At 60.9% G+C, this 22,633-nt stretch carries 22 protein-coding genes and 1 tRNA gene; 18 read left to right on the forward strand and 5 right to left on the reverse strand.

All coding sequences use genetic code 11. The annotated features are described in order from the left end of the window. Positions 1-79: 79 nt before the first annotated feature. The gene (gene uvrB / locus ACW9JC_RS02165; RefSeq protein ID WP_457453292.1) at positions 80-2,095 is read right to left on the reverse strand and encodes an excinuclease ABC subunit UvrB; all 2,016 of its coding nucleotides are present in this window, start codon (positions 2,093-2,095) and stop codon (positions 80-82) included. A 336-nt stretch (positions 2,096-2,431) separates the two neighbouring features. Between uvrB and ACW9JC_RS02170 the strand changes: the two genes are divergently transcribed. Both ACW9JC_RS02170 and ACW9JC_RS02175 read left to right on the forward strand, forming a co-directional pair. Continuing rightward, on the forward strand, positions 2,432-3,628 hold the full coding sequence (locus tag ACW9JC_RS02170; protein WP_457453294.1) for an amino acid aminotransferase: 1,197 nt from the start codon (positions 2,432-2,434) through the stop codon (positions 3,626-3,628). Positions 3,629-3,866: 238 nt separating this feature from the next. Beyond that, the gene (locus tag ACW9JC_RS02175; protein ID WP_457453295.1) at positions 3,867-4,076 is read left to right on the forward strand and encodes a hypothetical protein; all 210 of its coding nucleotides are present in this window, start codon (positions 3,867-3,869) and stop codon (positions 4,074-4,076) included. Here ACW9JC_RS02175 and ACW9JC_RS02180 read toward each other — a convergent pair. Then, complete coding sequence (locus ACW9JC_RS02180) at positions 4,073-4,303, reverse strand: hypothetical protein (RefSeq protein ID WP_019649343.1); 231 nt, start codon at positions 4,301-4,303, stop codon at positions 4,073-4,075. The two genes, ACW9JC_RS02175 and ACW9JC_RS02180, sit on opposite strands and share 4 nt — an antisense overlap. A gap of 230 nt (positions 4,304-4,533) precedes the next feature. Here ACW9JC_RS02180 and ACW9JC_RS02185 point away from each other — a divergent pair. After that, a tRNA-Asn gene (locus tag ACW9JC_RS02185) sits at positions 4,534-4,609 on the forward strand. A gap of 78 nt (positions 4,610-4,687) precedes the next feature. On the opposite strand, the gene ACW9JC_RS02190 is transcribed toward ACW9JC_RS02185, so the two are convergent. The 3 genes from ACW9JC_RS02190 to ACW9JC_RS02200 form a co-directional block, all read right to left on the reverse strand. Beyond that, entirely contained in the window at positions 4,688-5,683 is a 996-nt protein-coding gene (locus tag ACW9JC_RS02190; RefSeq protein WP_457453297.1) for an AraC family transcriptional regulator, read from the reverse strand. Between the two features lies 1 nt (position 5,684). Continuing rightward, positions 5,685-6,698, reverse strand: a complete 1,014-nt coding sequence (locus ACW9JC_RS02195) for an AraC family transcriptional regulator (protein ID WP_248691348.1) — start codon at positions 6,696-6,698, stop codon at positions 5,685-5,687. A gap of 259 nt (positions 6,699-6,957) precedes the next feature. Next, the gene (locus tag ACW9JC_RS02200; RefSeq protein ID WP_457453299.1) at positions 6,958-8,208 is read right to left on the reverse strand and encodes an OprD family porin; all 1,251 of its coding nucleotides are present in this window, start codon (positions 8,206-8,208) and stop codon (positions 6,958-6,960) included. Between the two features lie 360 nt (positions 8,209-8,568). On the opposite strand from ACW9JC_RS02200, the gene antA reads away from it, so the two are divergent. The 15 genes from antA (at position 8,569) to ACW9JC_RS02275 (ending at position 22,579) form a co-directional block, all read left to right on the forward strand. Further along, positions 8,569-9,972, forward strand: a complete 1,404-nt coding sequence (antA, locus tag ACW9JC_RS02205; protein ID WP_457453300.1) for an anthranilate 1,2-dioxygenase large subunit — start codon at positions 8,569-8,571, stop codon at positions 9,970-9,972. A 2-nt stretch (positions 9,973-9,974) separates the two neighbouring features. Beyond that, on the forward strand, positions 9,975-10,466 hold the full coding sequence (gene antB, locus ACW9JC_RS02210; RefSeq protein WP_457453302.1) for an anthranilate 1,2-dioxygenase small subunit: 492 nt from the start codon (positions 9,975-9,977) through the stop codon (positions 10,464-10,466). Positions 10,467-10,485: 19 nt separating this feature from the next. Next, entirely contained in the window at positions 10,486-11,508 is a 1,023-nt protein-coding gene (antC, locus tag ACW9JC_RS02215; protein WP_457453303.1) for an anthranilate 1,2-dioxygenase electron transfer component AntC, read from the forward strand. 104 nt (positions 11,509-11,612) lie between these two features. Then, positions 11,613-12,773, forward strand: coding sequence for an ABC transporter substrate-binding protein (locus tag ACW9JC_RS02220; RefSeq protein ID WP_457453305.1), 1,161 nt, complete (start codon positions 11,613-11,615; stop codon positions 12,771-12,773). 66 nt (positions 12,774-12,839) lie between these two features. Then, a complete protein-coding gene (locus tag ACW9JC_RS02225) occupies positions 12,840-13,751 on the forward strand; it encodes a branched-chain amino acid ABC transporter permease (protein ID WP_151213217.1) in 912 nt (303 codons plus the stop codon). Between the two features lie 10 nt (positions 13,752-13,761). Then, complete coding sequence (locus ACW9JC_RS02230; protein WP_457453306.1) at positions 13,762-14,778, forward strand: branched-chain amino acid ABC transporter permease; 1,017 nt, start codon at positions 13,762-13,764, stop codon at positions 14,776-14,778. Then, on the forward strand, positions 14,775-15,524 hold the full coding sequence (locus ACW9JC_RS02235; RefSeq protein WP_457453308.1) for an ABC transporter ATP-binding protein: 750 nt from the start codon (positions 14,775-14,777) through the stop codon (positions 15,522-15,524). The genes ACW9JC_RS02230 and ACW9JC_RS02235 overlap by 4 nt, the downstream gene beginning before the upstream one ends. Further along, positions 15,517-16,203 (forward strand): ABC transporter ATP-binding protein, encoded by a 687-nt coding sequence (locus tag ACW9JC_RS02240; protein ID WP_457453310.1) that lies wholly within the window; start codon positions 15,517-15,519, stop codon positions 16,201-16,203. Before ACW9JC_RS02235 ends, ACW9JC_RS02240 begins: the two co-directional genes overlap by 8 nt. Positions 16,204-16,209: 6 nt before the next feature. Next, the gene (locus tag ACW9JC_RS02245) at positions 16,210-17,004 is read left to right on the forward strand and encodes an alpha/beta hydrolase (RefSeq protein ID WP_457453312.1); all 795 of its coding nucleotides are present in this window, start codon (positions 16,210-16,212) and stop codon (positions 17,002-17,004) included. A 120-nt stretch (positions 17,005-17,124) separates the two neighbouring features. Beyond that, positions 17,125-18,069 carry a PDR/VanB family oxidoreductase gene (locus ACW9JC_RS02250; RefSeq protein WP_457453313.1) on the forward strand — a complete coding sequence of 315 codons (945 nt, stop codon included), beginning with the start codon at positions 17,125-17,127 and terminating at the stop codon, positions 18,067-18,069. A 17-nt stretch (positions 18,070-18,086) separates the two neighbouring features. Then, positions 18,087-19,418 carry an aromatic ring-hydroxylating dioxygenase subunit alpha gene (locus ACW9JC_RS02255; protein WP_457453314.1) on the forward strand — a complete coding sequence of 444 codons (1,332 nt, stop codon included), beginning with the start codon at positions 18,087-18,089 and terminating at the stop codon, positions 19,416-19,418. Then, positions 19,408-19,941: an aromatic-ring-hydroxylating dioxygenase subunit beta gene (locus ACW9JC_RS02260; protein WP_457453315.1), complete on the forward strand. Its 534-nt coding sequence runs from the start codon at positions 19,408-19,410 to the stop codon at positions 19,939-19,941. The genes ACW9JC_RS02255 and ACW9JC_RS02260 overlap by 11 nt, the downstream gene beginning before the upstream one ends. After that, complete coding sequence (locus tag ACW9JC_RS02265) at positions 19,941-20,534, forward strand: cysteine hydrolase family protein (RefSeq protein WP_457453317.1); 594 nt, start codon at positions 19,941-19,943, stop codon at positions 20,532-20,534. Before ACW9JC_RS02260 ends, ACW9JC_RS02265 begins: the two co-directional genes overlap by 1 nt. Further along, a complete protein-coding gene (locus tag ACW9JC_RS02270; protein ID WP_457453319.1) occupies positions 20,531-21,319 on the forward strand; it encodes an SDR family oxidoreductase in 789 nt (262 codons plus the stop codon). The genes ACW9JC_RS02265 and ACW9JC_RS02270 overlap by 4 nt, the downstream gene beginning before the upstream one ends. 27 nt (positions 21,320-21,346) lie before the next feature. Beyond that, positions 21,347-22,579, forward strand: coding sequence for a dienelactone hydrolase family protein (locus tag ACW9JC_RS02275; RefSeq protein WP_457453321.1), 1,233 nt, complete (start codon positions 21,347-21,349; stop codon positions 22,577-22,579). Positions 22,580-22,633 lie beyond the last annotated feature (54 nt).

A 22,633-nucleotide genomic window follows, 5' to 3' on the forward strand; every position in this document is an offset into this window, starting at 1 on the left:
ATCTTTTGATTTTGATTTTTAAAAAACAAGATCAAAAGATCGCAGCCTTCGGCAGCTCCTACAGGGGATTCGTTCGCAGTCAGACTGTGATTAATCGCTCGCGCAACTTGCCAATTTCATCGCGCATTTGCGCCGCCGCTTCAAACTCGAGATCACGCGCCAACGCGTACATCTTCTCTTCCAGAGCCTTGATGCGTTTGGCGATTTCGCCTGGCGAGCGCAATTCCGCTTCGTATTTGGCGTTTTCCTCGGCAGCCTTGGCCATGCCCTTGCGCTTCTTGCTGCGCGAACCCGGCACGGTGGCGCCTTCCATGATGTCGGCAACGTCCTTGAACACGCCTTTCGGGGTGATGCCGTTGGCCAGGTTGAACGCGATCTGCTTGTCGCGACGACGCTCGGTTTCACCGATCGCGCGCTCCATGGAGCCGGTGATCCGGTCGGCATACAGAATCGCCCGACCGTTGAGGTTACGCGCCGCCCGTCCAATGGTCTGGATCAGCGAGCGCTCGGAACGCAGGAAGCCTTCCTTGTCGGCATCGAGGATCGCCACCAGCGACACTTCGGGCATGTCCAGGCCTTCGCGCAGCAGGTTGATCCCCACCAGCACGTCAAAAGTGCCGAGGCGCAAATCGCGGATGATTTCGACCCGCTCCACGGTGTCGATGTCCGAGTGCAGGTAACGCACGCGCACGCCGTGGTCGGCCAGGTAATCGGTCAAATCCTCGGCCATGCGCTTGGTCAGCGTGGTGACCAGTACCCGCTCTTCCAGAGCAACGCGCTTGCCGATTTCCGACAGCAAGTCGTCGACCTGGGTCAGTGCCGGGCGGATCTCGATTTGTGGGTCCACCAGCCCCGTCGGACGCACCACCATGTCGATGACGCGGCCAGCGTGCTCGGCTTCATAGTTGCCCGGGGTCGCCGAGACGAAAATTGTCTGCGGGCTGATGCTTTCCCATTCATCGAAACGCATCGGCCGGTTTTCCAGCGCCGACGGCAGGCGGAAGCCGTACTCGACCAGTGTCTCTTTACGCGAACGGTCACCTTTATACATCGCGCCAACCTGCGGCACGCTGACGTGGGATTCGTCGATCACCAGCAAGGCATCCGCCGGCAAGTAATCGTAAAGGGTCGGCGGTGGTGCGCCGGCTTCGCGGCCGGACAGGTAACGCGAGTAGTTTTCGATGCCGTTGCAGTAGCCCAGTTCGAGGATCATCTCCAGGTCAAAACGGGTGCGCTGCTCCAGTCGCTGCGCTTCTACCAGTTTGTTGTTGGAGCGCAGGTATTCCAGACGCTCCTTCAATTCCTCCTTGATCCCTTCCACAGCCCCCATCAGGGTTTCCCGTGGCGTCACGTAGTGGCTTTTCGGGTAGAAGGTGAAACGCGGCAGTTTGCGGATGACTTCACCGGTCAGCGGATCGAACGCCGACAGGCTTTCAACCTCGTCGTCGAACAGCTCAATGCGGATCGCTTCGAAATCGGATTCCGCCGGGTGAATATCGATCACGTCACCGCGCACGCGGAACGTTGCACGGGCGAAGTCCATGTCGTTGCGGGTGTATTGCAGGTCGGCCAGGCGTCGCAGCAATTCTCGCTGATCGAGCCGGTCGCCGCGATCCACGTGCAAGACCATTTTCAGATAAGTTTCCGGACTACCCAGACCGTAGATGCACGACACGGTGGTGACGATGATCGCGTCCTTGCGCTCCAGCAACGCCTTGGTCGCCGACAGTCGCATCTGTTCGATGTGATCGTTGATCGAGGCATCCTTCTCAATGAAGGTGTCCGAGGACGGCACATAGGCTTCGGGCTGGTAGTAGTCGTAATAGGAAACGAAATACTCCACGGCGTTGTTCGGGAAGAACGCCTTGAATTCGCCGTACAACTGAGCGGCCAGGGTTTTGTTCGGCGCCAGCACCAGGGTTGGACGCTGCACCTGAGCGATCACGTTGGCGATGCTGAAGGTCTTGCCCGAGCCGGTCACACCGAGCAACGTCTGGTGCGCCAACCCGGCTTCGATGCCCTCGACCATCAGACGGATGGCTTCCGGTTGATCGCCGGCGGGTTCAAAGCGGGTGACTAGCTGAAATTCAGACATGTAAAACCTCTGGGATCACTCTTGCCGGCAAAACCGGCACGAACGAGAAAGACCACAAACGACCGATGTCGCCCGAGGAAAAAACTGGATTGCGCTCAATGTGGAGCCGATTGCCATCGCTTTCAAGGCAAACGTCCTACAACACGTAAAGCCTTTGACGACGTCAATCGACTAACGGTCGAAAAATAATCGGAAAAACTTACCGTAAAAGCCGATTCGTCTGTCGCCATGTGTCGCAGATGGCCTCTATACTAGCTCCCCGTTTGTGCACCGCTCTAGTGCATTCGGCTGGAGCGCGACACGTCCCTCCATTCTCCATTCAGAGCCGCCGCAAAAATGAGCCTGTTCTCCGCTGTCGAAATGGCACCACGCGATCCAATCCTGGGCCTCAACGAAGCATTCAACGCCGATACCCGTACCAATAAGGTCAACCTGGGGGTCGGTGTTTATTGCAACGAGGAGGGGCGAATTCCACTCCTGCGCGCCGTTGTCGAAGCCGAAACGATTCGCGTCGCTCAACACGCTTCCCGTGGCTACCTGCCAATCGATGGCATCGCTGCCTACGATCAGGCCGTGCAAAAGCTGCTGTTCGGCAATGATTCGCCGCTGATCGCCGCTGGCCGCGTCATCACCACCCAGGCCGTTGGCGGTACTGGCGCACTGAAAATCGGTGCCGACTTCCTCAAGCAACTGCTGCCGAACGCCGTTGTGGCGATCAGCGACCCGAGCTGGGAAAACCACCGCGCACTGTTCGAAACCGCTGGCTTCCCGGTGCAGAACTACCGTTACTACGACGCCGCGACCCACGACGTAAACCGTGTTGGCCTGCTGGAAGACCTCAACGCCCTGCCGTCCGGTTCGATCGTTGTTCTGCACGCCTGCTGCCACAACCCGACCGGCGTGGACCTGAGCCCAGCGGACTGGAAAAACGTTCTGGAAGTGGTCAAAGCCAAAGGCCACGTGCCTTTCCTCGACATGGCCTATCAAGGTTTCGGCGACGGCATCGACGAAGACGCTGCTGCAGTGCGTCTGTTCGCTGAATCCGGCTTGACCTTCTTCGTCTCCAGCTCGTTCTCCAAATCGTTCTCGCTGTATGGCGAGCGCGTCGGCGCCCTTTCGATCGTCAGCGAATCGAAAGAAGAAAGCGCGCGCGTGCTGTCGCAAGTCAAACGCGTGATCCGCACCAACTACTCCAACCCACCGACCCACGGTGCAAGCATCGTCGCTGCTGTGCTGAACAGCCCGGAACTGCGCGCTCAGTGGGAAGCCGAACTGGCCGAAATGCGCCTGCGCATTCGCGGCATGCGCACCCAGATGGTCGACACCCTGGCGAAAAACGCACCTCAGCGTGATTTCAGCTTCGTCGGCCGTCAGCGTGGCATGTTCTCCTACTCCGGCCTGACGGTTGAGCAAGTAACCCGTCTGCGCAACGAGTTCGGCATCTACGCCCTGGACACCGGTCGCATCTGCGTGGCCGCGCTGAACCAGAGCAACATCAAGGCCGTTACGGATGCCATCGTTCAGGTGATCTGAATCGCGTCGTGATACGAAAAACGGGAAGCCATAAGGCTTCCCGTTTTTTATTTGTCGCAGATAAATCTCAAACCACGGGCTGAGCCCTCTAAACTCCACACAATTCAAAATGTGGGAGCGAGCTTGCTCGCGATGACGTTCAACCAGCCAATACATATGCTGGATGCAATGCCCTCATCGCGAGCAAGCTCGCTCCTACAGGTATTGTGTACACCCTGGAATTCCTGCGAGAACCCACATGAAAAACGATGACCTTCGCGCTGATCGCGATGACCTGGATGAGCTGGATCGCTTCGTCCCCCGCGCCCCGGCCAAACGCGGCAATAACCTGGTGATGCAAGTCGCTGCCGGCGTGTTTCTCGGCGGTCTGGCACTATGGCTTGTGCAACTGGGGGCCACGGCGCTCTACGCCAAACTGATGATGGGCACGATCACCTTCGGCGGTTAAGCCAGTTCGCTCGCGCGTTGGCTGGCGGCGTCGTCATAGGCGACGTAGAGCGACTCGGCGACCTGGCTCTTGATCGCCTTGGTGCTTTCCAGCCCCAAAACAAACCCCTCGGCCTTGCCGCCGGCGCGATTCAATTCATCAGCAGTGCTGGCCTGAGTGATCGCGTCGAAGAGTTTTTCAGCGTGCGGGCCGACGCCTTTGGGCAGGCTGATCTGTGCGATGCTCATGCGAGCACCTCGTTGGTTTCGGGTGTTGTGGTGGTCAAGCGAGACATGGCGCGTACCTTTTCGGCGAATGGCCGGCAGCGCGTGTAACCACTTCCGGGCGGTCATGGTAGCTCCCTGAGGCGATTCCGGTAACCGCCAATTGCCGAGAAACCACCGTCCGTCCCGATGAATCCGTCGAGCTGCTATCTGGTGCTTGACTTCTCTTTTTGAATCAGTAACATAGGCGCCATTCCGCGATAGCTCAGTTGGTAGAGCAAGTGACTGTTAATCACTGGGTCCCTGGTTCGAGTCCAGGTCGTGGAGCCAGACACGGTTCGGAGATAAAAATCTCCGACCACAAAAAACCCGCCTTATGGCGGGTTTTTTTGTGCTCGCGTTTTCTGCTCATGCCTGAGACTTCATCGTCTGCCTGGGCAACTCTCCAAACCGCTGCCGATAGTAATTGGCAAATCGCCCCACATGCCCAAACCCGAACTCCAGCGCCACCTCAGTCACGCTGGCGTGCGGTCGCGCCAGCAAGTATTCCCGCGCGGCTTCAAGCCGTAATCCGCGCAAACGGTCCATCGGGCTTTGACCGTATTCACGCTGGCATAAGGTGTTGAGGCTGCGAATGCTCACCCCGGCGGCAACCGCCAGTTCAGCCAGGCTGATGCCCTGCGCAAGGTGTTCGCGCATACAGCTGTCGATTTTTTGCAGTTGGCGGGTGGGCTGGCGCGGCGAAGGCGAGTCTTGCTGCGCAACGCCACAATGGCTGAGCAGAAACAGCGGCAGGCTTTGCTCCAGATGCTGTAGCCAGCGCGAAGGCGCTGCGCTCACCTCGCCCTCGGGCAAGTGCTCCAGCAACTCGCTGACCAGACGAAACCAGCGCATCGCCAGTGGCCGTTGCAGGCGGCTGACCGGCGCCAACGTGAAGCCCGACGGCAAGTCATCGGCCAGCGCTTGCTGGCTCGCCTCGATCAGTGCCCGTGGCAGCTTGAGGATCAGTTGCTCACAGCCCTCCTCCCACACCACTCGCGCGTGTTCACGCGGGGACAGAATCGCCACTTCTCCAGGGCTGACGCCATAGCCCATGCCGTCTGACTCAAGGATGGCATTGCCGCGCAGCGGCATTTGTACCAGCACGAAATCTTCGAAAGGCTGCGGCCGGATTTCTACCTGGCCGCCGTAGCGCAGCGCATACAGTTCGCAGCTGGCGACCTGGCCGCGATAGAACGCCGTATCGACGCCACCCCGTGGCCAATTCAGCTCATGTTCGACCAGCGCTTGCCCCATCAAGCGCTGGGTTTCCTGCGCCGAGCGGCTGGTGAAGACCGGCTCGCGGCACATCAGCGACAAGTTCAGGCCCACGCTGTTGGCGGTGGCGGCTTGTAAGGTCGTCATCTCAAAGCGACCGATTGCGACGGGCTTCGCTGCGTTGCAGAGTGGCGCTGGGGGTTTCGTTGAACAGCTTGCGGTACTCGCTGGCGAACCGGCCCAGATGCGAGAACCCCCAGCACATCGCGATCACCGAGATGTTGCGCACCGAAGCGTCTTCGAGGATTTCCTGACGCACCGCGCCGAGGCGATACTTCTTCAGGTAAGCCATGGGCGAGACGCCGAAGTGCTTGCGAAAGCCTTCGAACAGTTTGAAGCGGGACACCCCTGCTGCCGCCTCGATGTCTTCCAGGTGCATGTCTTCGCGGGCGTTGCTTTCGATGAAGTCCTTGGCGCGCACCAGGTAGTACGGCAACTTGGCGCCCAATTGGTCACGCAGTTCGGCGCTGTAGTTGTTGGGCTGGGAAAGGATCAGGCCCTTGATCAACGCGCTTTCGATATCGCGGGTGAAGAACACTTGGTTGAACAGATCCTGCCCGCGCTCCAGCTCATCGATGTAGTAACGGGCCAGCCGCCACCAGGAGGCCGAGGCACCGTTGACCGCGTCCATCACTGGCTCGAACTTCACCGGCATTTCCAGCGGGCGCTGGAGCATGCCTTCCAGGGTCTGGCGCATGGCCATGCGGGTGATCACCACGGAAATCTTGTGGCAGTCACCGGCCATGGTCAGTGCCTGGGTTTCGTGCGGGGTCACGATCAGGCCCTGGTCCTGGCTGGAGTGCAACCGGCGACCGTCCTTGAGCAGCTCCTGTTCGCCACGAATCGGCAGGCTCAAGCTATAGCAATTGAGGTGTTCAGCATCCTCGACGCCGATGGTCACGTCGGTGCCGTATTCCATCCGGCCCAAAGTCGTGGACATCGATTTGAACACATTGGCCTTGTGGTGAAACTGAATCCGGTTTGGCTGGCTGGTCTGCAGTTCGTGTGGCCCGCAAATACCGGCCATCCACGCACGGGCACCAGCCAGGTCGTAGCGATCTATGCGGATATCTCGAAACTGGGCAACATTTGGTTCGGTCATCTCAGTACACCCACGGCAATGGACATCGACACGCTCTTCGGCGCGTATTCTCATTACGTTTGCAAGGGCTATGCCCAGCCGGTGCGAACAGGCGATATCCGCATTTTTTGGCTAGTAATCGGAAACTATCTGGATATCGAACGCGCTGTGCGGCGTTGATGCGCACAGCAACGGTGCCGGTCATAGTCAGCGCCTTGGGTAATCCGCTACCCAAGGCGTCACTTCAGCGCACAACCGCGTTCGATTTGAGGGCAGGACGTTACCAAAATTTCCAGGTGTAAGTGGTGATCAGGCGGTTCTCCACCCAGTCATTGCCGTGGCTGAATTTGGCGACGACATTGCCCGCCTCCACGCCCACGCCTTTGAGCGGCCCGCTTTGCACCACATAGGACACCACCAGGTTGCGCTCCTGCTCCGCTGCCTGACTGAGGTTGTCGCCACGGTCCACCGACGTGCCCTTGAAGTAGCGGGTCATGAAGTTCAGGCCCGGCACGCCGAGGGCGGCAAAGTCGTAGTCATAACGCAGTTGCCAGGATTTTTCGTTGGGCTTGATGAACCCTACCCGCGACCAGTTCACCAGAAACGGCTGCGGGACATAACCGCCCAAGGTCGGGAAGTTGCTATCACCGAGCATGCGCTGATAGCCCACGCCGAAGCGGTGCCCGCCCTTTTTCAGCGAGGTCATGGCGCCGTAGGAGCGGTTGTCGATATCGCCGTAAAGCGCGTCGCCGTCTTCGCTGTTGTTGAAGTAACGTAGGTCCGTCTTCAGCCCATAACCGTCACCCAGATCCGCCAGATGAGTGATACCCAGGTAGTGCTGCTGGTAGATATCTTCCAGTTGCGCGTAAAAGTAGGTGCCGGTCAGCGAAGGGGTGAATGCATAACTGGCGCCGGCGAGGTTCAGGCCGTCGCTGCCATGGCGCACGCCGGAGCCGGTCTGCAGGTACAGCTTTTCGTAGTTGGAGGAGTTACGCGCGCCGATCTCCGTAAGCCGGCCGGCGGTCAACGTCAGGCGGTCGACTTCCTTGGATTCGAGCAAGGCACCGCGGTAGGTCGTGACCAGTTGGCGCGAATCGTCAATGATCACCACGGGCAGAAACGGCCGCAACTCACCGACTTTCAGCTCGGTTTTCGAGTAGCGCATTTTCAGCGTCACACCGCCGCGGCTGTATTCATCGGCCTGCTCCTGGCGGCTCTGGCTGTAAGGGATGATCGTGTCATCGCCTCGCCCGCCACCGCCGTCCAGGCGAAAGGCGTATTGCGCCTCTGCATCGAGGCCAAACTGCACCGGACCTTCGGTATAGCCGGAGGCGAAACGCAGGTCGAAACCCTGGGTCCAGCTGCCCACTCGCGAATGGGGCGGGTTGTTTTCTTTGTAATCCCGATCAATGTAAAAGTTGCGCGTACCCAGCGTCAGCTTGCTGTCATTGACCACATCTGCTTGTGCCAACAATGGCGTCAACAAGCCAACTGTTTGAACCCCCCGAACGAACCAAGTCTTATGCAACATATTATTTCTTCCCCTGCTGCTTATTTAGCAACACATGAATAGAAGGCACTTTTGGTACGGAACCCAAGGCCATGAGCAATGGCAGTTTCCAGCGACCTGCAGCGAGACACTCTGATGGTGCTTCGATTGAAATTAAGCCGTAACAAGTTCGTCAGCGGCTATCCCGTTACTGAACGACAAATAGCCATTTGCTCAGCCGACAAACGCGACAAAAGCCCGTGTTTACGGGGGTTACTCGCCATCAGCCTAAGAACAGAGCTTATTTTCCGGATGGGTTTCCACTATTAAGCGGATAGACCCTGCCCGCCACCAAGGCATTAAATGAACCCATGAATTAGCCCATTGGCCGAGGACTGGGAAATGACAACTGCACGAAGTGTCGAACAGTGGAAAAGTTATATCGAAAGTTGCCTGGACTTCCGTCCGGAAGACGGTGTTTATCGTATTGCCCGCGATATGTTTACCGACCCGGAGTTGTTCGATCTGGAAATGGAACTGATTTTCGAGAAGAACTGGATCTACGCCTGCCACGAAAGCGAGATCGCCAATAATCACGACTTCATGACGATGCGCGCCGGGCGCCAACCATTGATCATCACCCGCGACGGTGAAGGTCGTCTCAACGCACTGATCAACGCCTGCCAACACCGCGGCACCACCCTCACCCGCGTTGGCAAGGGCAACCAGTCAACCTTCACCTGCCCCTTCCACGCCTGGTGCTACAAAAGCGACGGCCGACTGGTGAAGGTCAAGGCGCCGGGCGAATACTCCGAAGGCTTCGACAAGGCCACCCGCGGCCTGAAAAAGGCCCGCATTGAAAGCTACAACGGCTTTGTTTTCGTCAGCCTCAATGTGGAGGGCACCGACACCCTGGAAGACTTCCTCGGTGACGCCAAAGTGTTCTTCGACATGATGGTGGCGCAGTCGCCAACCGGTCAGCTCGAAGTGCTGCCGGGCAAGTCGGCCTACACCTACGACGGCAACTGGAAACTGCAGAACGAGAACGGCCTGGACGGCTATCACGTGAGCACCGTCCACTACAACTACGTGGCCACCGTGCAGCACCGCCAGCAGGTCAACGCCGAAAAAGGCCTGAGCGCCGGCGACACCCTGGACTACAGCAAGCTGGGTGCCGGCGACAAGGAAACCGACGACGGCTGGTTCGCCTTCCACAACGGCCACAGCGTGCTGTTCAGCGACATGCCCAACCCGGCCGTACGCCCGGGCTACGACAGCATCATGCCGCGCCTGGTCAAGGAACACGGCCAGGGCAAGGCCGAGTGGATGATGCATCGCCTGCGCAACCTGAACGTCTACCCGAGCATGTTCTTCCTCGACCAGATCAGCTCGCAACTGCGGATCATCCGCCCGCTCGCCTGGAACAAAACCGAGATCAACAGCTTCTGCCTGGGCGTGGTCGGCGAGTCGGATGCCGATCGGGAAAACCGCATTCGCCAGTTCGAAGACTTCTTCAACGTGTCTGGCATGGGTACCCCCGATGACCTCGTGGAGTTTCGCGAAGCCCAACGTGGTTTCCAGGCCCGACTGGAACGCTGGAGCGACATTTCCCGTGGCGAAGGCAAGTGGGTCAAAGGCGCCACCCGCAACAGCGAAGCCATTGGCATCGCCCCGGCACTGACCGGCACCGAGTTCACCCATGAAGGCCTGTACGTCAACCAGCACGCCAACTGGCAGCGCTTTTTGCTCGAAGGCCTGGCGCGCAAGGCTGCCGAACAACAACCGTTGAAACTGCGTGAGGTGTGAACATGAATTCGCAACTGCAATACCGCATCGAGCAATTTCTCTACCGCAACGCCGAGGCTTGCGATGCCCAGGATTGGGACACCTACCTCGCCATGTTCAGTGACGACAGCGAATTCCACCTGCCGCAATGGGATTCGGAGCACGTCTACACCACCGACCCGAAAAAAGGCATGTCGCTGATCTATTACCCCAACCGGGGTGGCCTGGAAGACCGGGTGTTCCGCATACGAACCGGCAAGGCTGCGTCGACCATTCCGATGCCGCGCACCTTGCACCTGATCAGCAACGTGCGCATCGCGCCGCTGCAGGACGATGAGCTGGAGGTCCGCGTCAACTGGAGCACCCTGTATTACCGCATGCAGACCGCCGAGCAATTCTTCGGCCGCGCCACCTACCGCCTGCGCCCCGACGGCGAGAGCTGGAAGATCGCCCGCAAGCACGTGGTGCTGCTCAACGACACGATCAATTCCGTACTCGATTTCTACCATCTCTGAACCCTGCGGATTAACGCCCATGACGTACAAGGTCGCCTTCAGTTTCGCCGACGGCAAAACACTCTTCTGCAACGTGCAGAACAATGAAATCCTGCTCGACGCGGCCCTGCGCAGCGGGATCAAGATTCCGTTGGATTGCCGCGAAGGGGTTTGCGCGACCTGCCAGGGCCGCTGTGAATCCGGGCAATACACCCAGGACTACGTGGACGATGAAGCGCTGTCGGCCAGCGACCTGGCTGAGCGCAAGGTGCTGAGCTGCCAGACGCGCGTGCAGTCGGATGCCGCGTTCTACTTCGACTTCGATTCCAGCCTCTGCGGCAGCAACGGCCCGAGCAGCCTGCAAGGCACCGTGAGCGAGGTGCGCCAGGTCTCCCCGACCACCGCCATCGTGCACGTGGAAGTCGGCGCAGCGGGTGCGGCGCTGGACTATCTGCCGGGCCAATACGCGCGCCTGCAAGTACCCGGTACCGAACATCGGCGCTCGTATTCCTTTGCCTGCGCGCCGGGCAGCAGCAACTTGCAGTTCCTCATTCGCCTGCTGCCCAGCGGGGTGATGACCGACTACGTGCGCGATCGCTGCCAGGTCGGCGACGTGATTCACATGGAAGCGCCACTGGGTGCCTTTTACTTGCGCCATATCGACCGCCCGCTGGTGATGGTGGCTGGTGGTACCGGGCTCTCGGCGTTCCTCGGCATGCTCGATCAGATCGCCGAGCAGCGAGGCTGCGGTCACCCGGTACACCTCTACTACGGCGTGCGCGAGGCCGAGGACCTGTGCGAGATCTCGCGCATCGAGGCCTATGCCGCAACGATCCCGGGGTTCCGATTCACGCCCGTGGTCAGCAACCCCAACCCCGACTGGCCGGGCAAGACCGGCTACATCGCCGAACACCTGGAGTTGGCCGAGCTGCGTGACCAGCCGTTCGACCTGTACCTGTGCGGCCCGCCGCCGATGGTCGAGTCGATCAAGGACTGGCGCCAGCAGCACGGCCTGGATCAAAGCCGCCTTTATCTGGAGAAGTTCACCGAGAGCAACAGCTGACACAGCGACCCATAACAACAATCAATCGGCCCGACCGAACACTGAATCACTGCCCTCATCGACATCTACCGTGCGTTGGCACGACCTACTTCATAGGCCGCCTCATGAAAAACCTGGTATTGCGTGCATGTCTGGCAACCTCCCTCTGCGCAGCGACGGCTGCCCAGGCCGTGGAGCCAGTCCGAATCGGCTTCATCACCACCCTCTCCACCCCCGCCGGTTATCTGGGCGAAGACTCGCGAGACGGCTTCCAGCTGGCGATCGATCAGGAAGGCGGCAAGCTCGGCGGCGTGCCGGTGCGACTCATCGTGGAAGATGACGGCCTGCAACCGGCCAAGGCCAAGCAGATCGCCGACCGCATGAGCCTGGACGGTATCTCGCTGTACACCGGGGTGATTTTTTCCAACGTGCTGGCGGCCGTGATCAACACCGCCACCAAGGACGGTTTCTACGTCAGCAACAACACCGCGCCGTCGACCCTTGCCGGTGAAAAGTGCATGGCCAACTACTTCGTCGGCTCCTACCAGAACGACACCCCGCACGAAATGGCCGGTGTCGCCGCCAATGAACTGGGCTACAAGAAGATGGTGATCCTGGCGCCCAACTATCAGGGTGGCCGTGATGCACTGGCCGGTTTCAAACGCACCTTCAAAGGCGAAGTGACCGAGATCTACACCAAGCTCAATCAGCTGGATTTCTCGGTGGAACTGGCGCGCGTGCGTGCGCTGGCGCCGGATGCGATTTTCCAGTTTCACCCGGGTGGCGGCGGTATCAACTTCGCCAAGCAATACGGCGGCTCGGGCCTGTCGGCGCAAATTCCGATGGTGGTGCCGGTGTTCTCCATGGATGAACGCATGCTCGCCGCCACCGGCGACGTGGCCAAGGGCACCAACATCGTCACCCTGTGGAACCCGCAATCGGACAACCCGGCCAACCAGGCCTTCGTCAAGGCGTTCACCGAGAAATACAAGCGCGTGCCGACGGTGTATGCCGCCCAGACTTACGACACGGCCCGGCTGATCGGCGCCGCCCTGAAAACCTCCCAGGGCAATCTCAAAGACCAGCCGGCCTTCCGCTCGGCCATGAAGAACGTCAAGTTCGATTCCATTCGCGGTGACTTCAGCTTCGCCCAGAACCAACACCCGGTGATCGACTGGTACCTGCTGCAAGTGCAGGCCGGCGCCGACGGCAAGCTGATCGAAGTGCCGATCAAGACCCTGGCGACCCGCCACGTCGACAGCTACGCCGCTCAATGCGCGATCTGACCGGCACCTGACTCCCGTCCTCGCCCTGCAGCACAACTGCGGGGCGTTTTCATGAGGAACGCAGCAATGCTATTGCTCGAACAGATTCTCAACGGCCTGCAATACAGCGCCTTGCTGTTTCTGCTGGCCTCAGGCCTGACCCTGATTTTCGGCATTATGGGCGTGATCAACCTGGCCCACGGCGCCTTTTACATGGTCGGGGCTTTCTGCGCCGCCTATACCGCCATGGCCACCGGTTCGTTCTGGCTTGGCGGCCTGGCCGCGCTGATCGGCTCGGCCTGTTACGGCGCGCTGATCGAAACCTCGATCATGCGCCGCCTCTACAATCGCGATCATTTGGATCAGGTGCTGGCGACATTGGCCGTGGTGTTTTTCAGCAACGAATTGCTGACCCTGATCTTCGGCCGCAGCCCACCAGCGATGCCCACGCCCGAGTGGTATTCCAGTTTCGTCGAAGTGCTGCCGGGATTGATGTACCCGGTCAGCCGGCTGCTGTTCATCGCCGCCGGACTGATCGTGGCGGTCGGCATGTGGCTGCTGATCAACCACACACGCTTGGGCATGTTGATTCGCGCCGGTGCCGACGATCACGAAATGGTCGGCGCCCTGGGCGTCAACATCGCCCGGCTGTACACCCTGGTGTTCGTATTCGGCTGCGTGCTGTGCGGCCTGGCCGGTTTCATGGCCGCACCGCTGCTGTCGGTGGAAATAGGCATGGGCGAGAAGATCCTGATCACCACCTTCGTGGTCATCGTCGTCGGCGGTGTCGGCTCGGTGCGCGGTGCGTTGGTGGGGGCCTTGCTGATCGGCATGGTTGATAGCCTCGGTCGTGCCTACATTCCGCCGCTGCTGGACCAACTGTTGCCCAGCGAAACCAGCGGCACCCTGAGCGCCGGGCTGATTTCCGCCAGCGCCTACATCGTCATGGCCCTGGTGCTGCTGGTGCGCCCGCGCGGCCTGCTGCCGGCCCGCGCCTGAGGAGAACGCTATGTCACCACGCCTCATCATTGACCTTGCGTGCCTGGCGACCTTCGCCTGCATGCCGCTGCTGGCCCACTGGCTGCACGAGCCTTACCTGGTCAGTTTCTTCACCCGCCTCGCAATCTACGGCATGGCGGCCATCAGCCTGGACTTGCTGATCGGCTACGGCGCCATGGTCAGCTTCGGCCATGCCGCGTTCTTCGGCCTCGGTGGTTACATCGTCGGCGTCATTGCCTTTCACACGTCCCAAGGCCTGCCGCTGTGGGGCTGGGAAGGCAGCAACAGCGCGCTGGTGGTGTGGCCGCTGGCCCTGTTGGTGTGCGCGCTGTTCTCGCTGCTGGTGGGTTATCTGTCGCTGCGCACCAGCGGCGTGCAGTTCATCATGATCACCCTGGCGTTCGGCCAGATGCTTTATTTCGTGCTCGGCTCGCTGTCGTTGTACGGCGGCGACGACGGCATTCTGCTCAACGAGCGCAATACCCTCGGCGCACTGGATCTGGCTGACGCCAACCACTTCTACTACCTGTGCGTGGCCTTGCTGGCCGGCTGGTTGCTGCTGTGCCGTCGGCTGGTCAATTCGCACTTCGGTTTTGTCCTGCGCGGGCTCAAGCAGAGCGAGCGGCGTACCGTCAGCCTGGGCCTCAAACCGTTGCGCTATCGCCTGACGGCGTTTGTGATCGCCGGCACCGGCGGTGGCCTGGCGGGGATTCTGTGGGCCAACTACGCGCTGTTCGTCAGCCCCGACATGGGCGCCTGGCACAAGTCCGGCGAGTTGATGGCGATGGTGATCCTCGGTGGCGTCGGCACCCTGCTCGGCCCTCTGCTGGGCGCCGCTACCTACCTGGGTCTTGAACAGGTGCTGAGCCAGTGGACCGAGCATTGGATGCTGATCTTCGGGCCATTGCTGTTGCTGGTGGTGCTGTTCGGCAAGAAAGGCGTTTACGGTTTGCTGCTGAGCCTGTTGCAGCGCAAGCCGAAGGTGGCTGCCGTCAAACCGAACGCCGCCGTGGAGGCACGCCCATGAGCGCACAACTGTCGATCCGCGATCTGCACAAAGCCTTCGGTGCCGTGAAAGCCACCAACGGCGCCAGCCTTGAACTGCTCAAAGGAGAACTGCACGCCATCATCGGCCCCAACGGCGCCGGCAAGTCCACCTTGATCGCGCAGATTGCCGGCGAGATTTTCCCCGACCAGGGCCAGATTCAACTCAACGGCCAGGACATCACACGCGTGCCGGCCTGGCAACGGCCGCGCCTGGGACTGGCGCGGGCTTTCCAGGTCAGCCAGCTTTACACCGAGTTCACTCTGCTGGAGAACGTCGCCCTGGCCATTGCCGCCCGCGAGGGCAAGGCATTCGGCATGTGGCGCCCGTTGAGCCGCGACACCCGTCTGCTGGAACCGGCACTGGGCTACTTGCAACAGGTGGGGTTGGGCCTTCGCGCGCAAGACTCGGTGCAGGCGCTGTCCCACGGCGAACGGCGGCAACTGGAGATTGCCCTGGCGCTGGCCCAGGAAGCGTCGGTGCTGTTGCTCGATGAGCCGATGGCCGGGATGGGTGCCGACGAATCCGCGCGCATGACCGAGCTGCTGCACAGCCTCAAGGGCCGCTACGCGATCCTGTTGGTCGAGCACGACATGGATGCGGTATTCGCCCTCGCCGACCGCATCACGGTGCTGGTGTACGGCCAGACAGTACTGACCGGCAGCGTCGAACAAGTGCGCAACGACCCGCAAGTACGGGCCGCTTACCTGGGAGAAGAACATGCTTGAAGTTCAAGGCTTGAAAGCGGGTTATGGCTTGAGTCAGGTGTTGTTCGATATGCACCTGAGCATCGAGCAGGGCCAGGTGGTGTCGCTGATCGGCCGCAACGGTATGGGCAAGACCACAACGGTCAAATCGATTATGGGATTGCTCAAGCCCAGCGCCGGCAGCATCCGTATCAACGGCACGGAAATGCGCGGTGCCGCGCCCTATCGCATCGCCAAGGCCGGCCTGGGGCTGGTGCCGGAAGGCCGCCGCGCCTTCGGCACCTTGAGCGTGCGGGAAAATCTGCTGGCCACCGCCACGCGAGGCAAGTGGGACCTGGCGCGGGTCTATGAACTGTTCCCGCGCCTGCTGGAGCGTCAGGACCAACTGTCACGCACGCTGTCGGGCGGCGAGCAGCAGATGCTGGTGGTCGGCCGCGCGCTGCTGACCAACCCCAGCCTGCTGATTCTCGACGAAGCCACTGAAGGCCTGGCGCCGATCATTCGCGAGCAGATCTGGAGTTGCCTGGCCACCCTCAAGGCCGAGGGCGAGACGATTCTGGTGATCGATAAAAACCTCAAGGAAATGGCGCGAGTGGTCGACCGCCATCACGTCATCGAGAAGGGTCGACAGGTCTGGGATGGCACACCGCTGGAGCTGGCGGCCCAACCCGAATTGTCGCAACGCTACCTGGGAGTGTGAGCAGCCATGGACCTCGATCAGGCTTATAACAACGTCGCCGCCGTGGGTGATTTTCCGCAGATCATGCAGCGTTTTCGCCAGCGCAGCGCCGAGACCTATGCAAGCCACGCCTGGCAGCGTGATGTGCCGTATGGCAATGCCATGCGTGAGCGTTTCGACTGGTCTGCCCAGGCGAATGCCGGGGCGCCAACACTGCTGTTCATTCATGGCGGTTACTGGCAAGCCTCGGACAAGGACGACTACGCCTTTATCGCCGAGGGCTTGATTGAGGCCGGCTTCAATGTCGGTTTGCTGGAATACACCCTCGCACCCGAAGCGAGCATGAGCACCATCGTCGGCCAGATCGGCAAGGCACTGGACTATCTTTTGGCGCATCGCGAAGCTTTGAGCATCGGTCAGCAGGTGGTGCTGTGCGGGCACTCGGCGGGTGGCCATCTGACCGCGCTGTATCGACGGCATCCACTGGTGACCCTGGCCATGCCGATCAGCGGCCTGATGGAGCTTGAACCCATCAGCCGCTGCTGGCTCAACGACAAGCTGCAACTGAGCGAAGAAGAGGTCCGCCGTTTTAGCCCGCAAAGGCTGATCGGCGATGGCGCACCGTTGCTGGTGAGCGTGGGCGGGGATGAGTTACCGGAGTTGATTCGGCACTCGCGCGAATACGCCAGCGCCTGCCTTGAGGCCGGCCAGACTGTGAGCCTTGTCGAGCTTGCCGGGTGTCATCACTTCGCGGTGCTCGACGATCTGGCCAGGGTTGATGGCGAACACGTGGGGGCCTTGCTTGAGCACCTGAACCGCTAGTAGCACGCATCGCAGCTAAAAAATAACTCTCGCCAGAAGTGGACACCGGTTTGCCGTTTGCGGCTTTTTTGACCCGCTCAAGCTTCATACAGTGACTACGAATTCAGACAGGAATTGCGTATGTCCAGCCTCTCGCTCAGGGTCCAACAAATTGATCCTCTGACCCCCAGAATCCGTCGCGTGCTGCTGGTATCCAGCGATGCCCAGCCGCTGCCGGACTTCACCGCCGGAGCCCATCTGGAGGTGCATGTACCGGGCAGTCGCGCTCAACGCCGAGCCTATTCGCTGGTCAACCTGCCCGGCAGTGAACACTACGAAATCGCCGTCCAGCTCGAAGAAGCAAGTAGCGGTGGATCACGCTGGGTGCACTCACTCAAGGTCGGCGATGAACTGCTGGCCGATGCGCCACGCAACCACTTCCCACTGTGTGAAAACACCGAACATGCCCTGCTGATCGCCGGTGGTATCGGCATCACGCCGATGCTTGGCATGGCCCGGTCGCTGCACGCGGCGGGCAAGCCGTTCACCCTGCATTACGCCGGTCGCGATGAAGCGCAGATGGCCTATCTGCCCGAGGCCCGCGCCTGCCTGGACAATCATTGCTGGATCAGCGGCGGCGACCCGCAAAAACGCTTTCCTGCCGCTGCGATCCTGGCCACGCCAAGACCCGGCCTGCACCTCTACATCTGCGGCCCGAGCGCCATGCTCAACAGCGTGTTGGCCTGCGCTCGCGAACAGGGTTGGGCAGAAGATCACCTGCATTACGAACTGTTCAGCGGCGCCCTGGAAGTGGCCGGCGACAAAGGCTTTGAGGTGCACCTGCGCGAAAGCGGCGTGAACCTGCAAGTGGCCGCCGGGCAAAGCGTGCTGGAGGCCATGCTCGAGGCCGGCCTGGACCCGATGTTCGACTGCCGACGGGGTGACTGCGGGGTGTGCGTCGCCCAGGTCATCGACGGCCAGCCCGATCACCGCGACATCTGCCTGTCGGAGCGCGACCGCGCCAGCGGCAGTTTCTGCACCTGTGTCTCCCGTGCCAGCAGCGCGCTGCTGGTGCTCGATCTGTGACAAGCCGAGGACATCCCGTGATACCGACCAACGAGCAAATCGCTGCCTTGATCCGCGAGGACAGCGTTCACAAGAGCGTCTACACCGACCCGACCCTGTTCAAGCTGGAAATGGAGCGTATCTACGGCAACGCCTGGATCTACGTCGGCCATGTAAGCCAGGTGAAGAACCCCGGCGACTATCACACCACGCGCATTGGCGATCAGGACGTGATCATGGTGCGCGGCGCCAACCAGCAGGTCAGCGTGCTGTACAACCGCTGCCCGCACAAGGGCGCCAAACTGGTAGCCGACGGTGATGGCAGTGTCGGCAAATTCTTCCGCTGCCCGTACCACGCCTGGACCTTCAAACTCGACGGCCAGCATCTGTCGGCGCCGCTCAAGAGCGGTTTCGAAGGCACTTGCTATGACCCCAAGCACCCGGATTTTTCCATGGTCAGCGTCGCCCGCGTTGAGACCTATCGCGGCTTCGTGTTCGCCAGCCAGGCGGCGTTCGGACCGGACCTGAAAACATTCTTGGGCGGCGTCATCACCTCCATCGACAACCTCTGTGACCGCTCACCGGTCGGTGAAGTCGAGGTGGCCGGCGGCATCTTCCGAGTTCAGCAGCGCTCGAACTGGAAAGTGTTCTACGAGAACCTGCACGACACCATGCACGCCCGCGTCACCCACGAATCGTCGGTTGACGCGGCGCGTGGCGAAGCCGAAGCCATCGGTGAAATGCCCTTTGAACTGCTGATCATGGATGGCAACGGCGAACCCTACGACTTCTGGGAAAAACTCGAACTGCGCGCCTACCACAACGGCCACGGCTACATGGAAGCCATCTTCGATCCGGCCGCCGCCGAGCGCGACGAAGTCTCCCGCGCCCACTTCGAATGCCTGAGCCAGGCCTATGGCGGGCAGCGCGCCAAGGAGATCCTGGGCATGAATCGCCACAACACGGTGATTTACGGCAGCGGCTCGCCGCACACGGTGTTCATGCAATTCCGGGTCATCCGCCCCATCGCCGTGGACCAGACCATGGTCGAGATCCAGACCTTCCGCTGCAAGGGTGCTCCGGATGCCGTGTTCGACCGCGCACTGACCTACGCCAACGTCATCAACTCGCCCTCCTCCAACGTGATGCCCGACGACGTCGAAGTCTATGCTCGCTGTCAGGAGGGCAACATGACCCGTGGTGGCGAGTGGATCAGCATGCACCGCTACGCCGGCACCGATAAGCCGCTGGAGGACGGCGCAGTCTCCACCAACGGCACCAGCGAACTGCCGATGCGCAACCAGTTCGCCGCCTGGAAACAGTTCATGACTGCCACCCTGATTGCCAAGGAGAGCACCCATGCTGCTTGACCGCCGAATCGACGTCGACACCCGCCAGTTAACACCCGCTCAGGTGCCAGCCGAGACCCTGCGCCAGATCGAACAGTTCCTTTATCAGGAGGCACGCCTGCTGGATGAGCGGCGTTTCTGGGAGTGGGACAAGCTGTTCACCGACACCGGCATGTATTGGGTGCCGCACAAGCACGAGCAAGCCAACCCGTTCGACCATATCTCGTTGTTCTGGGAAAACCGCATGCTGCGCGAAGTGCGGATCCGGCGGGTGGAAAACGCCCGCAACTGGTCCCAGCAACCGCAGACCCAAACCGCGCACCTGGTCGGCAACGTCATGGTTGAAGGTCTCGACGCTCAGGGCTTGCTGGTGATCAGCGCCAGCTTCCAGTACAGCGAATGGCGCCTGGAACAACGCCAGCTCGCCGGTCGCTACACCTATAAATTGGCCGCCCAGGACGGTGGTGGCTGGCAGATCCAGCTCAAGCGCGTGGACCTCATCAACTGCAACGATGTGTTCGCCAACCTTGAGGTGTTCGTGTGATGAACACGCCACTGGTGATCGCCCTGCACTATCAGAACGACGTGCTGCACCCCGAAGGCAAGATTCAGGTCGGACTGGGTGCCGATGTCAGCAAGCGCGCCGCGCTGCTCGATGCGGCCGGTCGATTGCTCGCTGGCGCACGCGCCAAGGGCTGGCCGATTGTCCATGTGCGTGTGGCGTTCCGCCCGGACTACGCCGACCTCATCCAGAACGCGCCGATCCTGCGCACGGTCGCCACCCTTGGCGCTGTCCGGGAGGGCAGTTGGGGCGCGGAGTTTTTCAGCGCCCTAACGCCACTGAACAGTCGCCGCGAGTTCGTCGTCACCCATAACAGGATCAATGCGTTTTATGGCTCACCGCTGGAAACCCTGGTGCGCCGGTTCAATCCCTCGCACTTGTTAATCGCCGGCGTGGCGACCCACTCGGTGGTGGAAAGCACCGTGCGCCATGCGGTGGATTGCGGTTTCGAGGTGACGGTCGCGGCGGATGCTTGCGCCAGCGCGGACAGCGGCGTACACGCGGCCTCGCTGGCGAGCATGGCGCTGATCGCCCGTATCAGTCACGTCAACGAAGCTCTGGAGGACTTGGCATGATGCTCGAAGGCAAAGTGGCGATTGTGACCGGCAGCACGCAAGGGCTGGGTCTGGACATCGCTCGGCAGCTGTTGGCTGAGGGTGCCCGGGTGATGCTGGTGGGGCGCAACGCCGACAGTGGCCAGGCATTGGCGCAAGCGCTGGACTGCGGATTTTGCGCCTGCGATGTGGAGCGCGACGAAGACATCGACGCGTGCATTACTGCCACGCTGGCCCGCTTCGGCAGGCTCGACATTCTGGTCAACAACGCGTGCCTGTACGCCGATCAGGGACTGGCGTCGGATCGCGCGCAGTGGCTGAAGACCCTCAACGTCAATCTGGTATCGGCGGCGATCTTTACCCAGAAGGCCGCCGTGCATCTGCCCAGCGGTGGCGTGGTGATCAACATCGGCAGTACCGGCGGCAAATTCGGTGCGGCCGGGCGCGCGCTCTACCCTGCTTCCAAGGCCGGCATCCTGCAACTGACAAAAAACCTGGCCATGACCCTGGCTCCGGCGCAAGTCCGCGTGCTGAGCGTTTCCCCGGCCTGGACCTGGTCACCCAGCGTCGCCGAGTTCAGCGACAACGATCCGCAACTGGCCGATCGGGTCGGGGCACCTTTTCATCCGCTCGGGCGCATCGGCCGGGGCCATGAGGTCGGCAGCGTGGTGGCGTTTCTGTGCAGTGCCGGTGCCGGCTGGATGACCGGTGTCGACGTGCCGGTGGACGGCGGCTTTTCGATTCTCGGGCCAGACCGTGGCGTGTCGCCGCGCGTGTGGTTCCAGCAACACCGTGACAGCCAATAAATCTGATAACCGAATGAGGTAGATGACATGGGCAAAATGATTGAGATCCGGGCAACGGACAGCAACGCCACGTTCAACGGTTACCTGGCCCTGCCGGCCAGCGGCAAAGGCCCCGGGGTAGTGATCGGCCAGGAGATTTTCGGGATCAACGCCAACATGCGCGCCGTGGCCGATTTCTATGCCGAGGAAGGCTATGTGGCGTTGGTGCCGGATCTGTTCTGGCGCCTGCAACCGGGCATTGATCTGGGCTACACCGAAGCCGATTTTGCGACGGCCATCGACCTGTTCCAGCGCCTGGATGTGGACAAGGCGGTCACTGACATCGACGCCAGTTTCAACGCCCTGCGCGCACTGCCTGAAGTCGAAGGCACGGGCCTGGGTTATGTCGGCTTCTGCATGGGCGGCAAGCTGGCCTGGCTGACCGCCACGCGCACCGATGTGGCCTGCGCCGTCGGCTATTACGGCATGGGCATCGAACACCTGCTGCACGAATCGGAAAACCTCAAGGGCCGCCTGGTCCTGCATTTTGCCGAAAACGATGGTTACTGCGACGCCAGTGCCCGCGCCCAGATCAGCCAACACCTGGCCGGCAACGACAAGGCCGAAATCTACGTGTACCCAGGCGTCGACCACGCCTTCGCCCGGGCCGGGAGTTCTCACTACGACAAACCGGCCTCGCTGATGGCCCATGAACGCAGCATCGCCGCCCTCAAGCGCGAGATCGGCCCCCACTTCAACCTGTCAGCCCTGTGGGAAGACCACATCCGCCACGAGTTCGAGACCCGCGACGTACCGGCCACCATGGCGACCATGGTCGCCGAGCCCTACGTCAACCATATTCCCACCATGACCGGCGGTGTCGGCGCCAAGCAACTCAGCCGCTTCTACCAACACCATTTCGTCCACGGCAACCCGCCGGACATGAAACTCATCCCGATCTCGCGCACCATCGGTGCACTGCAGATCGTCGATGAATTCATCATGTGTTTCACCCACAGCACCGAAATCGACTGGATGCTGCCCAACGTCGCACCCACCGGAAAATACGTCGAGATTCCGATGCTCGGCGTGATCAAGTTCCGTGGGGACAAGCTGTACCACGAGCATATCTACTGGGATCAGGCCAGTGTGCTGGTGCAAATTGGCTTGTTGAACCCTGAAGGGCTGCCGGTGGCCGGCGTGGAAACGGCGAGAAAGCTGTTGGATGAACAACTGCCGTCCAACACGTTGATGGGGCGCTGGACGCAAAGCGAGCAATAATCGAAACCGCATGAATGAAAAAGGCCGATCTGTCATTCAACAGATCGGCCTTTT

The organism is Pseudomonas sp. SDO5591_S426, from assembly GCF_054070755.1.